Source organism: Streptomyces sp. NPDC098101 (genome assembly GCF_044760185.1).
Lineage (GTDB): Bacteria > Actinomycetota > Actinomycetes > Streptomycetales > Streptomycetaceae > Streptomyces.
On the sequence record NZ_JBIWAS010000007.1, the window covers coordinates 199411 to 213075 of the forward strand.

A 13665-nucleotide genomic window follows, 5' to 3' on the forward strand; every position below is an offset into this window, starting at 1 on the left:
GCCCCGAAAGCATGGGGAGGTGAGTGACGACGTCGCGTATCTCCGTTTTCCGCACCTCCACGACGACCTGCTGTGCTTCGCCGCCGAGGACGACCTCTGGGTCGCCCCGCTCGCGCCCGAGGGCCGGAGCCCCGGCCGGGCCTGGCGGCTCACCGTCGACCGGACCCGGGTCGGGCACCCGCGCTTCTCGCCGGACGGGCGCCACATCGCGTACACGAACTGGCGCAGCCTGGACCCCGAGATCCACCTCGTCCCGGTCGACGGCGGGGCCGCCCGGCAGCTCACCCACTGGGGGTCCACCGACACCCGGGTCTGCGGCTGGACGCCCCCCGACAAGGACGGCCGCTCCGAGATCCTCGCCGTCTCCTCGCACGGGCAGCCCTTCTCGTACTACTCCTGGGCCTACACCGTGCCCACCGACGGCACCCCGGGCCGCCGGCTGCCCTGGGGCCCGGTCTCCGACATCGCGATCACGGACGGGATCACCGCCCCCGGCACCGAGGCCGACCGGTGCACGCTCCTGCTCACCGGGAAGCCGCCGCACGAGCCCGCCGCCTGGAAGCGGTACCTGGGCGGCGCCACCGGCCGCCTCTGGCTGCACGGCAGGCGGCTGCTGCCCGACATCGGCGGGCACCTGGACTGCCCGATGGCCGTGGGGGGCCGGATCGCGTTCCTCTCCGACCACGAGGGCGTCGGCAACCTGTACTCCTGCCGGCCCGACGGCACCGACCTGCGCCGCCACACCGACCACGCCGACTTCTACGCCCGGCACGCCTCCAGCGACGGCCGGCGGGTCGTCTACCAGTGCGCGGGCGAGCTGTGGATCGTCGACGACCTCACCCCGGACTCCCGCCCCCGCCGCCTGGAGGTGCGGCTCGGCGGCCAGCGCGTCGGCCGGCGGAGCTACCAGGTGCCCGCCGCCCACCACATCGACTCGCTCTCCGTGGACGAGACCGGCCGGGCCAGCGCCGTCTCCGTCCGGGGCAGCCTGTACTGGCTGACGCACCGCGACGGCCCGGCCCGCACGATCATCGACTCCCCCGGCGTCCGGGTCCGGCTGCCCGAGATGCTCGGCAGCGGCGGCCAGGTCGCCTACGTGACCGACGCCGACGGCGAGGACGCCGTCGAGGTGGCGTACCTGCCGCGCGCCAGCGGCGACCGGCCGCCGCGCCGGCTCGCCTCCGGGGACCTCGGCCGGGTCGAGGAGCTGGTCGCCGACCCGGACGGCGAGCGGATCGCGCTCGCCTCCCACGACGGCCGGCTCCTGCTCCTCGACGCGAGCGAGGAGTCCAACGGCGAGGTGAGCGAGCTGATCAGGTCCGTCAACGGGCCCGTCCGCGACCTCGCCTTCTCCCCCGACGGCGACTGGCTGACCTGGTCCCACCCCGGCATCGGCCGCTCCCTGCGCTCCATCAAGATGGCCCGCATCTCGGGCCCCGGCGCCCGCACGGTCGTGGACGTCACCAACGGGCGCTTCGAGGACGAGAACCCGGTCTTCACCCGGGACGGGCGCTACCTCGCCTTCCTCTCCTGGCGCGGCTTCGACCCGGTGTACGACGTGCACACCGGCGACCTGTCGTTCCCGCTGGGCTGCCGCCCCTACCTCGTACCGCTCTCCTCCGCGACCCCGTCCCCCTTCGCGCTGCTCCCCGACGGGCGCCCGGCGGCCGGCGGCCTGGACCCGGCCGACGACGACACGGCACCGGCCGAGGGCACGGTGACGGTGGAGATCGAGGGCCTCGCCGAGCGGGTCACGCCCTTCCCCGTGGCCGCCTCCAAGTACTCCGCGCTGCACCCGGTCAGCGGCGGCGGGCTCGTCTGGCTGCGCTGGCCCATCTCGGGCGCGCTCGGCGAGACCTTCGCCAACCCGGCCGACACCTCGGGCCGCCCCACCCTGGAGCACTTCTCCATCACCAAGGCCCGCAAGAGCGAACTCGCCTCCGACCTCGACTGGTTCGCGGTCAGCGGCGACGGCACCCGGCTCGTCGTCGCCGACGAGGGCGAGCTGCGGGCGGTGCCCGCGACCGAGGCCGGGGACGGCGACTCGACCGTCTACCTGGACCTGCGGCGCATCCTGCACGAGGTCGACCCGGGCGCCGAGTGGCGCCAGGCCTTCGACGAGGCCGGGCGGATCGTCCGCGCCTACTTCTGGGAGCCCGGCATGGGCGGGGTCGACTGGACGGCGGTCCTCGACCAGTACCGGCCGCTGGTCGAACGGGTCGCCTCCCCCGACGAGTTCGCCGACCTGCTGCGCGAGGTGATGGGCGAGCTGGGCACCTCGCACGCGTACGTCACCCCGGCCCGGCGCAACGAGGGACCGCCGCACTACCAGCGGCCGATGGGCCTGCTCGGCGCCAACCTCGTGCTCCGGGACGCCGGCTGGACGGTGAAGCGGATCCTGCCCGGCGAGTCCTCCGACTCCAAGGCCCGCTCCCCGCTCGCCGGTACGGGCATCCGCGAGGGCGCCGTCCTCACCCACGTCGACGGGCGGCCGGTGGACCCGGTCACCGGCCCGTACCCGCTGCTCTCCGGCACCGGCGGCACCACCGTCGAGCTGACCTTCACCCCCGCCGAGGGCGAGGGGCGCGCCCGCCGCGTCGCCGTCGTCCCGCTCGTGGACGAGCGCCCGCTGCGCTACCAGGACTGGGTCGCCAAGCGCCGGACCGTGGTCCGCGAACTCAGCGGCGGGCGCTGCGGCTACCTCCACATCCCCGACCTGGGCGGCTCCGGCTGGGCGCAGTTCAACCGGGACCTGCGCATGGAGGTCTCCCGGCCGGCCCTCATCGTGGACGTGCGCGGCAACGCGGGCGGCAACATCAGCGAGCTGGTCATCGAGAAGCTGACCCGCCGGATCCTCGGCTGGGACCTCACCCGGAACGCCCAGCCCGTCAGCTACGCCTCCAACGCGCCGCGCGGCCCCGTCGTCGCCCTCGCCGACGAGGCCACCTCCTCCGACGGCGACATGATCACCGCCGCCTTCAAGCTCCTGGGCCTCGGGCCGGTCGTCGGCCAGCGCACCTGGGGCGGGGTCGTCGGCATGACCGGCCGCCACCGGCTCGGGGACGGCACCCACATCACGGTGCCGATGAACGCGGCCTGGTTCCCCGAGTACGGCTGGTCCCTGGAGAACCACGGCGTCGAGCCCGACCTCGCGGTGCTGCGCACCCCCCTGGACTGGGCGGAGGGCCGCCACGCCCAGCTCGACGACGCCGTCCACGTCGCCCTCGCGCTCCTGGAGGAGACCCCGGCGGCGAGCCCCCCGGCGTACGAGGAACTGCCGGACCGCTCGCGCCCGAAACTCCCGCCGAGACCGCAGGGGTGAGCGGGCGGGCCCGCCCGAAGGCGTACGCCGGGACCGGCGGGGCGAGCGGGCCCACCCGGAGCCGTACACCGGGACCGGCGGGATGAGCGGGTCCGCCCAACCCCGTACGCCGGAACCGAGGGGCCCTGCCCGACCCCGTACGCCGGGACCGAGGGGGGGCTTGCCCGACCCCGTACGGCCGGGGCCGAGGGCCCCTACCCGGCCCCGTACGCCAGGTCGAGCTCGTACGAGGCGCCCGCCCGGCCGTCCAGCACCACGCTCCCGACCGCGCCGAACCCGATCCGCCCGAGCACGGCCCTCGACCCCGCGTTGTCGAGGGTCGTGACGGCGGTCAGCCGGCTCAGCCCGTACTCCTCGCGGGCCAGCCGGCACACCTCGCGTACCCCGGCCGTCGCCAGCCCGCGCCCGGCGGCCCGCTCGGCGACCCGGTAGCCCAGCTCGGCGCCCCCGTCGGCGACGTCGACCAGATTGAACCGCCCGAGGACCTCCCCGCCCTCCCCCACCAGCACGTGGAAGTGCACCGCCCCGGCCTCCTGCTCGTCGAGCAGCGCCCGGTGCCGCTCCTCGAACCCGCTGAAGTACGCGTCCCCCCGGTCGGGCACGGACGCGGCGAAGTAGGCCCGGTTCTCCCGCTCGAACACGAGCAGGGCGGGGGCGTGGTCGGAGCGCAGTCGTTCGAGTACGGCCATGGGCGCCACCGTACGAAGATCCGGCGGCGGGCGCGCGGGAGTCGCGGGCACTGGCCGAAAACGCGCGGAGGCGCACCCGGTCTTCCGGGTGCGCCTCCGGTGTGAACCGGCGGGCGTCAGGCCTGGCGGTCCTGGTTGCGGCGGTCCTGGACCTCCTGCTGGGCCCGGTCCGTCGCGTCCTGGGAGCGGTCGCGGCCCTGGGAGGCGCGCTCGGACGCTTCGTCCTTCGCCTTGCCCATGGCCTCCTTGGCCTGGTTCTTGATCTGCTCGGCCTTGTCCTTGAACTGGTCCTGCACGCCCATGGAAGTTCACTCCTGTGAGAGGTGTGGGGGAGGTCGGGGACGCGGTGTCCCCGGCCTCGATCAGCCTCGCACGAGCGAACATTCCGCGCATTTCGATCAGTTACGGACGGTGAGACGCGGAGGTCGGGCGCGGGACCCGGGGTCAGACCCTCTCGGTCCGCTCCTGCTCGTCGGCCGCGCCGCCCGCGCCCACGAGCCCCTTGGAGACCGTGCCGAGGCGCGGCTCGAAGCGCCTCATCTCGCGCTGGCCCACGGTCGCGATCACGCTGGGCAGGTAGCCGCGGATGGACTGCATCCCGCGCAGCCACCACTGGGCGTAGACGTGCGGCGAGCGCCGCTCGATGCCCGCGACGATCCGGTCGACGGCCGGGCCGAGGGGGTACGTGCGGTTCGACGGCCACGGCAGCCGCTGGCGCAGCTCCCGCATGACGTCGTCCTCGTCGGCGCCCCGCACCATGTCCGTGTCGGTCCAGGAGAGGTAGCCGACGCCGACCTTCACGCCCTTGTAGGCGACCTCGGCGCGCAGGCTGTGCGCGAAGGCCTCGACGCCCGACTTGGAGGCGCAGTACGCCGTCATCATCGGGGCCGGGGTGATCGCGGCGAGCGAGGCGATCTGGAGGAAGTACCCGCGGGACTCCATGAGGACGGGCAGGAAGGCCCGGCCGGTCACGGCGCCGCCGATCAGGTTGACCTCGATGACCCGCCGCCAGGCGACCGGGTCGGAGTCGACGAACGGACCGCCGGACGCCACACCGGCGTTGGCGACGACGATGTCGACCTTCCCGAACCGCTCCTTCACCTCGGCCGCGACCCGGGACATCGCCTCGTGGTCGGTGACGTCGGCGTGCCACCAGTCGGCCTCCGTGTGGAGCCGGCCCGCGACCTCCTTGAGCTGCTCGGGCTCCAGGCCGACGAGCGCGATCTTCGCGCCGCGCGCGGAGAGCTTGCGGGCGAGGAGTTCGCCGACGCCGCGGGCCCCTCCGGTGACGACCGCGACCTGTCCTTCGAGACTCACCCTGCTCATGCGTCCTCCTTGGCGTTCACGGTGGTGTCCTTCACGCCGAGGTACGTGAGGGTCAGTTCGCGGATCTGCGCGGTGACGGCCTCCGGCGCCTCCACCGGGGTCATGTGCCCCATGCCGGTCAGCTCGACGAAGCCCGCGCAGTGCGGCAGCGCCCCGGCCATCGCGCGGGAGTGGGCGGCCGGGGTGAGCCGGTCGGCGGTGCCGACGAGCACGGCGACCGGCAGCCGCAGCGCCCGCACGCCGTGTTCGAGGTCGAGTCCGGCCAGGACCTGCGACCAGCCGTGGCGCGGGCCGCGCGGGCAGGCGTGCACGATCCGGGCGCAGGCGTCGACCTTCTCGGGCGCCGAACCGGGGCCCATCGTCGCGTACTTGAGGACCTTCTTCGAGACGGCGTTGACCGGCCCGAGCGGTGCCTTGGCGCCCAGGACGGCCTTGGTCAGGCGGGTGCGGAGCCCGCTCGGCCGCAGCGGTACGACGGTGGCCTCGGCGGTCAGCCGGGAGGGTCCGGTGGAGCAGAGCAGCACGGCGGCGGCGTGGTCGCGCAGCCCGTGGCGCTCGGCGGCGGCCATGATCGTCATGCCGCCCATGGAGTGCCCGGCGATCACGGCCCGCTCGCCGGTGGCGAGGGTGGCGGAGAGCACCGCCTCCAGGTCGTCGGCGAGCGCCGTCGTCGAGTAGCCGCCGGGGCCGGGGTCGGGCGAACGCCCGTGGCCGCGCTGGTCGTAGGCGATGACCCGGTGGTCGGCGGCGAGCGCCCGGATCTGCTCGGCCCAGAAGGCGATGGAGCAGGTCCAGCCGTGGGCCAGGACGACGGCGGGGGCGCCCTCGGGGCCGTACACCTCGACGTGGACGCGGGAGCCGTCGGCGGAGGTGACGGTGAGTTCGCGGGCCCCGGGGAGCGGGGTCAGGTGCCGGCTCACTGGGCGGCCTCCTTCGTGCGGGAGGGACGGGTCGTGGCGGGGGCGGTCCTGGGCGCGCGGATCACCTCGTACTCGGAGAGGTCGACCTGCCGGGTCTCGCGCCGGAACTCGCCGGTGGTGCCCGGCCAGAGGGTGGTGTTGCGGCCGTTGGCGTCGAGGTACCAGCTCTCGCAGCCGCCCGCCTTCCAGACGGTCCGCTCCATCCGGGCCTGGACCTTGCGGTTCCAGGCGTTCACGGCGGAGGGCCGGGCGGCGAGGGCGGCGCGGCCGCCGAGGACGTTGAGCTGGCGCAGGTAGTCGGCCATGTAGTTCAGCTGGGACTCGATCATCAGGATCATCGAGGAGTTCCCGAGGCCGGTGTTGGGGCCGATGATCGTCATCCAGTTGGGGAAGCCGGCGGCGGTGGCGCCGCGCAGCGACTCCATGCCGTCCTTCCAGGCGTCGGCGAGCGAGTGCCCGTCGGCGCCGATGACGCGCGGGGCGATCGGCATGTCGGTGACGTGGAAGCCGGTGCCGAAGACGATCGCGTCGACCTCGGTCTCGGTGCCGTCGGCGCCGACCAGGGTCGAGCCGCGGACCTCGCGCAGCCCGGAGGCGACGACGTCGACGTTGGGCTGCGCGACCGCCGGGTAGTACGCGTTCGACAGCAGGATCCGCTTGCAGCCGATGCGGTACGAGGGGGTCAGCTTGGCCCGCAGCGCCGGGTCCTTGACCGCCCGGGCGATGTTGGCCTTGGCCAGCTTCTCGACGAGGCCCAGCTCGCCGGGGTGCTTGGTGAAGGCGCCGACCTGGAGCTCGCGGATGCCCCAGAGCAGGCCGCGGCGCAGGGTGGCGGTGGCGGGCAGGGTGCGGTGCAGCCAGCGCTCGGCGCCGGTGATGTTCCGGTCCATGCGGGGCATGACCCACGGGGGCGTGCGCTGGAAGAGCGTGAGCTTCCGGACCTTCGGCTGGATCGCGGGCACGATCTGGATGGCGGAGGCGCCGGTGCCGATCATGGCGACGCGCTTGCCGGTGAGGTCGTAGTCGTGGTCCCAGCGGGCCGAGTGGAAGACCTTGCCGGGGAAGTCGGCGAGCCCCGGGATGTCGGGGATCTTGGGGTCGGAGAGCGGGCCGGTCGCGGAGACGACGACCTCGGCGCTGAAGGAGCCGGAGGAGGTCTCGATCTCCCACCTCAAGGCGTCGGCGTCCCACTCCATCCGCAGCACCTCGTGGTTCAGGCGCAGGTGCGGCCGGATCCCGAAGGTGTCGGTGACGTGCTCCAGGTACGCGCGGATGTGGTGCTGCCCGGAGAAGGTGCGGGGCCAGTCCGGGTTGGGCGCGAAGGAGAAGGAGTAGAGGTGGGAGGGGACGTCGCAGGCGCACCCGGGATAGCTGTTGTCGCGCCAGGTGCCGCCCACGGAGTCGGCCCGCTCCAGGACGACGAAATCGGTGATCCCCTCGCGGCGCAGCCGGACGGCGGCCCCCAGGCCGCCGAACCCCGATCCGATCACCGCCACCCGTACGTTCTCGTGCTTCGCCATGCCGCCTCCCGTGCGCCCGGCTGATTCCGCCAGCAATCACTGGCATGGTGGGGACTGTAGAGCAGCTCCCTACCGAGCGGTAGGGGTACGACGAGGGAAAGTTACCGGCGGTACAACATAGGCTGGCGACCGTGGCAGAAGGATCGAGCCCCGGGAGGGGCGCGGGTAGGGGCGACGCGGCGGGCGCGGGCAGCGTGGCGGACGCGGGTGCGGGCGGCGCGACGGGTACGGGCGGACTGACGGGTACGGACCCGGGCGGCGCGACGGACGCGGGTGCGACCGGAGGCCCTGCGGGCGCGGGCGGCGCGGGTACGGGAGCGGCCCCGGGCACGACCGGCCCGGCGGCCGTGCCGGGCCCGCACGCGACCGCCCCCGCCCCGGAGGGCGTCCGCGAGTACCGCATGGAGGAACTGGCCGCCGCCGCCGGCATCACCGTGCGCACCCTGCGCTTCTACCGCGAGCGCGGCCTGATCCCGCCGCCCCGCCGCGAGGGCCGGATCGCCTGGTACGACGAGCAGCACCTGGCCCGGCTGCGGACGATCGCCGCCCTCCTGGAGCGCGGCCACACCCTCAACGGCATCGCCGACCTGACCACCGCCTTCGAGAGCGGCCGGAACGTCCGCGAGGTCCTCGCCATCGACGTCCCCAGCGAGGAGGAGCCGGTCCGGCTCACCCCCGAGGAGCTGGCCGACCACTTCGCGGGCGAGGTGACGCCCGAGAACCTGGCCGCCGCCCTCGACCTGGGCTACCTCGTCACCGACGGCGAGGAGATCGTCCACATCAGCCGCCGGCTGCTCGACGTCTCCGCCGCGCTCGTCCGCGAGGGCGTGCCGCTCGCGGAGGTCCTCAAGGCGGGGGCCAGGGTCCGCGAGCACGCCGACGCGCTCGCGGAGCTCTTCACCGAACTGCTCCGCGCCCACGCCGCCGAGGAGGACCTGTGGCGGTTGCGCCCGCTCGCCAAGAGCGTGGTGGAGGCGGAGCTGTCGATGGCCCTGGACCGCCGCCTGCGCGACGCCCCCTGAACGGGGCCTACAGGTCGTAGACGGCGGTGACGGGCGCGTGGTCGCTCCACCGCTCGTCGTGGGTGGCGGCCCGCTCGACGTACGCCTTCGCGGCCTTGGCGGCGAGCCCGGGCGTGGCGATCTGGTAGTCGATGCGCCAGCCGCTGTCGTTGTCGAAGGCGCGCCCTCGGTAGGACCACCAGGAGTAGGGGCCCTCCATGTCGGGGTGGAGCTGCCGCACGACGTCCACGTACCCGCCGTCGTCCTCGCCGAGGACCCGGCTCAGCCACTCCCGCTCGTCGGGCAGGAAGCCGGCCTTCTTCTGGTTGAGCTTCCAGTTCTTGAGGTCGGCCTGACGGTGGGCGATGTTCCAGTCGCCGCAGACGACGACCTCGCGCCCGCCGGCGGCGGCCCGGACGCGGAGCTCCTTCAGGTAGGGCAGGAACGCGTCCATGAAGCGGTACTTCTCGTCCTGGCGCTCGGTGCCGACCTCGCCGGAGGGCAGGTAGAGGCTGGCGACGGTGACGCCGGGCAGGTCGGCCTCGACGTACCGGCCGCTGGTGGCGAACTCGGCGCACCCGAAGCCGACCCGGACGGCGTCGGGCTCGCGCCGGGTGTAGAGGGAGACGCCGGCACGGCCCTTGGCGGCGGCGGGGGCGTGCACGGCGAACCAGCCCTCGGGCGCCCGCACCTCCGGGGGCAGCTGGGCCTCCTCGGCGCGCACCTCCTGGAGGCAGAGGACGTCGGCGGAGGTCCCGGCCAGCCACTCGACGAAGCCCTTCTTGGCGGCGGCGCGAAGACCATTGACATTCGCTGTCGTGACAGTGAGCATCCCGGGAGAATACCGACACCCACGACCCGTACACACGTACGATGAAACGCATGAACATCCGTCCCACCCCCTATGACCACCCCGACGCCGTCAAACTCAACGACGCGGTCCAGGCGGAGTACGCCGTCCGCTACGGCGACGAGGGCGACGTCACGCCGCTGGACGCCGGGATGTTCGTCCCGCCCCGCGGCCTGTACCTGCTCGCGTACCACCCCGAGGGGCAGCCCCTCGCCACCGGCGGCTGGCGCACGCAGGACGCGAACGACCGGGGGTACGCGGACGGCGACGCCGAGCTGAAGCGCATGTACGTGGTCCCCGAGGCCCGCGGCCTGGGCCTGGCCCGCCGCATCCTGGCGGCCCTCGAAGCCGACGCCCGCGCCGCCGGCCGCACCCGCATGGTCCTGGAGACGGGCACCGCCCAGCCGGAGGCCATCGCCCTCTACGCGTCCAGCGGCTACGCCCCGTGCGTCAAGTTCGGCCACTACCGCGACCACCCGGAGAGCCGCTGCTACGCGAAGCCCCTGGTCTGACGCGCCGGACCCGTCAGCCGCCGCCCTCCCCGGGGGTGCGGCGGCGACGGTAGGCCCGGGCGGTGCCGAGCCCGATGAGGACGCTGGGGAGGACGACGAGGACCCCGTTGACGGTCGGGTCCTGATCGTCGATCAGGAGGTCCGCCAGGGAGGACAGCGCGAAGACGCCGACACCCGTCACCACCAGGAACAACGCGAGCTCGTTCCACCGGTTCTTCGAGCTGTGGGTCACGCTCCGCATTGTCGCCCGGGACGCCGTCCCGACTTGTCCCGCCTCGCCGGAAAGGCGGGAAATGCGACGACCGGGCGCCGCCCCCGCTGTCGGACCCCGGGGCCAGGATGGACGCCATGACGAAGACAGCGGCGGACTACGCGTGGTTCGAGGACGACTTCCCGGACATCGCCGAGGCGTACTGCTTCACCCTGGTGCGGGGCCTGTCCCCCACCGAGGTGACGGCCCGGCTCGGCGGACGGTCGGAGGCGCCCCTGCGGGGCGTGACCGCGGTCGTGGACGCCGCCTTCGCCCAGTACGACCTGGAGGCCGGCGACCGACAGCTGATCGCGATGGTGCCCGTCGGCGACTGGACGCTCCTGATCGAGCCCAACGGCTACCTCGGGGTCACCGAGGAGCAGGCGCTCCCGGCCTCCGCGGGGACGAGCTGGATCTCCCACTTCACCAACATCAACGCCCTCGGCACGTTCCTCCGGGCGGAGGACGGGGTGCTGCGCCTGTGCTTCGACCCCGTGTTCCCCGAGGACCGCTGGGGCACGGCGCCCGACGAGCTCCTCGGCGTCATGGAGCAGATCGGCTTCCACTTCGACGACGATGACGACGACGATCCGGAAACGGATCTGTCCGCACCGGCGGGGTTCGCCCTGGCCGAGCACCTGACCGGCGTCGCCGTCACCCCGACACTGCTCCGGGACACGACGTTCACCTGCGCCACCGTACGGATCCCCTGACCACCCGCCTCCCGAGGACGAGGACGAGGACGAGGCCACGCTCGGGGAAGTGCCGAAGTCCGCTCGATACTCACTGGAGCCGCAGCGGCCGCACACGGCAGAGTGACCGGGTGACTGAACTGTGGGCACACACCCCGACCTGGACGGAAGTGGATCCGTCGCGACACCCGTTCGATCGGGGCAAGGGCGACACCGCCGGCCTGCTCGAGTGGCGCGACCGGCTGGAGGATCCGGCGGAGCGCCGCCCGCCGCACCGGAGGCAGTCATGAGGGAACGCGATGTCCTGCTCAACGAGCTCGCTCAGGGGCTGCGTCCGATGCCGGAGGGCATCGAGTGGTTCGACGGCCTCACCCCGGAGGAGCAGACCTGGACACTGCGGTTCCTGGCCCACCACTGCGTCCAGGCCCGGGCCCTCACGGAAGACGGACCGGAAAGCATCAGCCGTGCCGGGCTGCGCCCGACGCACACGCCCGCGGTGCTGATCGCACGGGGCCGGATCGACCAGCAACTGGGGAAGATCGCCGGCCTCGCCCCCCTCGACGAACGCCGCAAGGCGTTCCGGCTCCTGATCGCGGTGCTCGCGATCGCCGACGCACGGCGTCGCGAGCGCTATTGCTCGGACGGGTGCGGTCATTGGTGGCATCAGCTGTCCGACGCGGGCTGACCGCCGACCGCTCACCCGCGCAAGGCTCCCGGAGCAATTGCCGAACGGCTTCCGAAAAGGCGAAAATCCCGTCCGATCTTTCGATCGGACGGGATTCCCGTTGTCTGTGGACCTGTGGGGATTTGAACCCCAGACCCCCTCGATGCGAACGAGGTGCGCTACCAGACTGCGCCACAGGCCCTTGCGACGTGTGAAACATTAGCACCCCGACCGACGAGAACAAAAATCGCTTCCACCGCAGGTCAGCCGAGGGCGTCGGGGAGGGCTTCCCGGATCGTCTCGTGCCGGTACCGCCACCGGATCTCGGTCAGGGCGTCCTCCGCCTCCCGGCGGATCTCGGGGTGGGGGTGACCGAGGAAGCGCTTGGCGAGCGGGATCGCGGCCTTCTCGTACGTGGAGCCGAGGGCCGACAGGACATGGGCGAGGAGCGGGGGGTCGAAGCGGTCCGCCGCGTCGGCGAGCGGCTCCACCAGCGGAAGGGGGAGCGCGTAGCGCGTGCCCGCCGTACTGATCGCGTGCAGGGCGGACTCCAGGACCGTCCTGTCCTCGTCCTCCGACAGGCCGATCCGGGCCATGCGTCCGACGATCCGGTCGGCGTCCTGCCGCGTCAGCGGGCCCGCCTCCAGGAGGTCGCCGATCTCGTCCAGGAGGAAGTGGCGGCGGGGCGTGGCCGGGTCGTCGAATTCCCTCCAGGCCTGCTCGATCCGGGCCGTGAGGCGCTCGTAGCCGTCCATGGGCGGGAGCTCAGGGCGCCCGCCCGCCGGGGTCACTCGTTGGCGGCCCGGGGGCGGTCGTCGTCCGCGTACTGGTCGAAGAGCGGGGTGCGGCCGTGGTCGTGGTCGCGGCGCGGGGCGGCGGGGCGGCGGCGGGGGGCCGGGGCGGGGGTCGGGTCGGCCGCCGTGGAGGAGCGGGCCGCGCTCCAGGTCTCCGGGTCCGTGACGTCGACGCCGCTCGACGCGCGCGGGGCGACCGGGGCGGTGACGTACGTGGGGAGCGGGACCGGGACCGGGTCCCAGCTGTCGCCGCGGACCGGGCCGCGGTCACGCTGCTGGTCCACCCACTCGGCGTGGTCGGTCTGTTCGACCAGGGCGCGCCGGTCCGCCTCCTGCGGGGAGACCGCCGGGGCCGTCGCGGGCGCCTGGTCGGCCTCCGGCTCGGGCGTCGGGGCGGGGCGGCGGCTCTCGCGCAGCCGGGCGGCCGCCGCCTCGGCGCGGCGCCGGTCCATCACGTACACGAAGCGGCGCCGCTCCTGGACCCGCAGGTGGACGATGTACGCGCTGAGGAGCAGGGCGGGGGCGGCCGGCGCCCACAGGAAGGGGACGCCGCCGACGGCCGCGACGATCGCGCCGAGCGTGAAGGCCAGGAAGAGGACGATCGTGGTGCGGCGGCGCCGGGCGAGGACCTTGCCGCGGCGGGCGCGCTCGGCCGCGCCCGGGGCGGCGGGGCGGGGCGGGGCGGACGCGGACCCCGGCTCGCGCTCCGGTTCGTGAGCCGGAGCGTGAGCCGGGGCACGGTCCGCCGGGCGGTCGCGGTCCGGCGTACGGTTGCGGTCGCGGTCGCGGTCCGGGAGTTCGAGACGCGCCTCCGTCCTGGCCGCGGGCGCGGAGAAGGCCCGGACGTCGACCGAGCTGAGGTGCTCGGTCGCCGCGTCCGGGTCCACGTCGGGCGTCGGGCCCTGTGCCGTCCGGTCCCGCTCCTTGAGCTCCTTGGCGTAACGGCGTTCCATGCCCGCCCGTCCGGAAAGCAGCCGGATGGCGGTGCTGAAGCGTTCCGTCGGACGGGCTTCGTTCAGCTCGTCCTGCCTGCGGAGCCACATCGGTACCAAGTAGGCGGCCCAGGCCCCGACGATGACTGCGTAGATGAGGCCGCTGCTGCTCACGCTTCACACGGTAGAGGGG

General features: G+C 73.8%; 14 protein-coding genes and 1 tRNA gene. 5 read left to right on the top strand and 10 right to left on the bottom strand.

Annotated elements, in window-relative coordinates; translation table 11 throughout:
• Positions 1-19: 19 nt before the first annotated feature.
• A complete protein-coding gene (locus tag ACIQVI_RS28445; RefSeq protein ID WP_403600913.1) occupies positions 20-3322 on the top strand; it encodes a S41 family peptidase in 3303 nt (1100 codons plus the stop codon).
• A 194-nt stretch (positions 3323-3516) separates the two neighbouring features.
• On the opposite strand, the gene ACIQVI_RS28450 is transcribed toward ACIQVI_RS28445, so the two are convergent.
• The 5 genes from ACIQVI_RS28450 to ACIQVI_RS28470 all read right to left on the bottom strand — a co-directional run bounded on the left by ACIQVI_RS28450 (position 3517) and on the right by ACIQVI_RS28470 (position 7777).
• Positions 3517-4011 carry a GNAT family N-acetyltransferase gene (locus tag ACIQVI_RS28450; protein WP_403600916.1) on the bottom strand — a complete coding sequence of 165 codons (495 nt, stop codon included), beginning with the start codon at positions 4009-4011 and terminating at the stop codon, positions 3517-3519.
• Between the two features lie 116 nt (positions 4012-4127).
• Entirely contained in the window at positions 4128-4313 is a 186-nt protein-coding gene (locus tag ACIQVI_RS28455; protein ID WP_351968992.1) for a hypothetical protein, read from the bottom strand.
• 142 nt (positions 4314-4455) lie between these two features.
• Entirely contained in the window at positions 4456-5337 is an 882-nt protein-coding gene (locus tag ACIQVI_RS28460) for an SDR family oxidoreductase (protein ID WP_121830960.1), read from the bottom strand.
• Positions 5334-6257, bottom strand: a complete 924-nt coding sequence (locus ACIQVI_RS28465) for an alpha/beta hydrolase (protein WP_351968991.1) — start codon at positions 6255-6257, stop codon at positions 5334-5336. Before ACIQVI_RS28465 ends, ACIQVI_RS28460 begins: the two co-directional genes overlap by 4 nt.
• A complete protein-coding gene (locus ACIQVI_RS28470) occupies positions 6254-7777 on the bottom strand; it encodes a flavin-containing monooxygenase (RefSeq protein ID WP_403600920.1) in 1524 nt (507 codons plus the stop codon). Before ACIQVI_RS28470 ends, ACIQVI_RS28465 begins: the two co-directional genes overlap by 4 nt.
• A 401-nt stretch (positions 7778-8178) precedes the next feature.
• Between ACIQVI_RS28470 and ACIQVI_RS28475 the strand changes: the two genes are divergently transcribed.
• Positions 8179-8799, top strand: coding sequence for a MerR family transcriptional regulator (locus tag ACIQVI_RS28475; protein ID WP_351969029.1), 621 nt, complete (start codon positions 8179-8181; stop codon positions 8797-8799).
• Positions 8800-8806: 7 nt separating this feature from the next.
• Here ACIQVI_RS28475 and ACIQVI_RS28480 read toward each other — a convergent pair whose 3' ends face one another.
• The gene (locus ACIQVI_RS28480; RefSeq protein ID WP_351968989.1) at positions 8807-9610 is read right to left on the bottom strand and encodes an exodeoxyribonuclease III; all 804 of its coding nucleotides are present in this window, start codon (positions 9608-9610) and stop codon (positions 8807-8809) included.
• Between the two features lie 50 nt (positions 9611-9660).
• On the opposite strand from ACIQVI_RS28480, the gene ACIQVI_RS28485 reads away from it, so the two are divergent.
• A complete protein-coding gene (locus tag ACIQVI_RS28485; RefSeq protein ID WP_351968988.1) occupies positions 9661-10140 on the top strand; it encodes a GNAT family N-acetyltransferase in 480 nt (159 codons plus the stop codon).
• 13 nt (positions 10141-10153) lie between these two features.
• Here the strand turns inward: ACIQVI_RS28485 and ACIQVI_RS28490 are convergent, their stop codons facing one another.
• Complete coding sequence (locus ACIQVI_RS28490) at positions 10154-10372, bottom strand: hypothetical protein (RefSeq protein WP_351968987.1); 219 nt, start codon at positions 10370-10372, stop codon at positions 10154-10156.
• 116 nt (positions 10373-10488) lie between these two features.
• On the opposite strand from ACIQVI_RS28490, the gene ACIQVI_RS28495 reads away from it, so the two are divergent.
• Positions 10489-11103, top strand: a complete 615-nt coding sequence (locus tag ACIQVI_RS28495) for a DUF6461 domain-containing protein (RefSeq protein WP_403600925.1) — start codon at positions 10489-10491, stop codon at positions 11101-11103.
• A gap of 265 nt (positions 11104-11368) precedes the next feature.
• Positions 11369-11767, top strand: a complete 399-nt coding sequence (locus ACIQVI_RS28500) for a DUF5958 family protein (protein WP_403600927.1) — start codon at positions 11369-11371, stop codon at positions 11765-11767.
• A 107-nt stretch (positions 11768-11874) separates the two neighbouring features.
• On the opposite strand, the gene ACIQVI_RS28505 is transcribed toward ACIQVI_RS28500, so the two are convergent.
• From ACIQVI_RS28505 to glpR, 3 genes are all read right to left on the bottom strand, one after another.
• Positions 11875-11948: transfer RNA gene (locus tag ACIQVI_RS28505), tRNA-Ala, on the bottom strand.
• Between the two features lie 61 nt (positions 11949-12009).
• The gene (locus ACIQVI_RS28510; RefSeq protein ID WP_403600930.1) at positions 12010-12501 is read right to left on the bottom strand and encodes a HEAT repeat domain-containing protein; all 492 of its coding nucleotides are present in this window, start codon (positions 12499-12501) and stop codon (positions 12010-12012) included.
• Between the two features lie 32 nt (positions 12502-12533).
• Positions 12534-13646, bottom strand: coding sequence for a gephyrin-like molybdotransferase receptor GlpR (gene glpR, locus ACIQVI_RS28515; protein WP_403600934.1), 1113 nt, complete (start codon positions 13644-13646; stop codon positions 12534-12536).
• Positions 13647-13665: the final 19 nt, after the last annotated feature.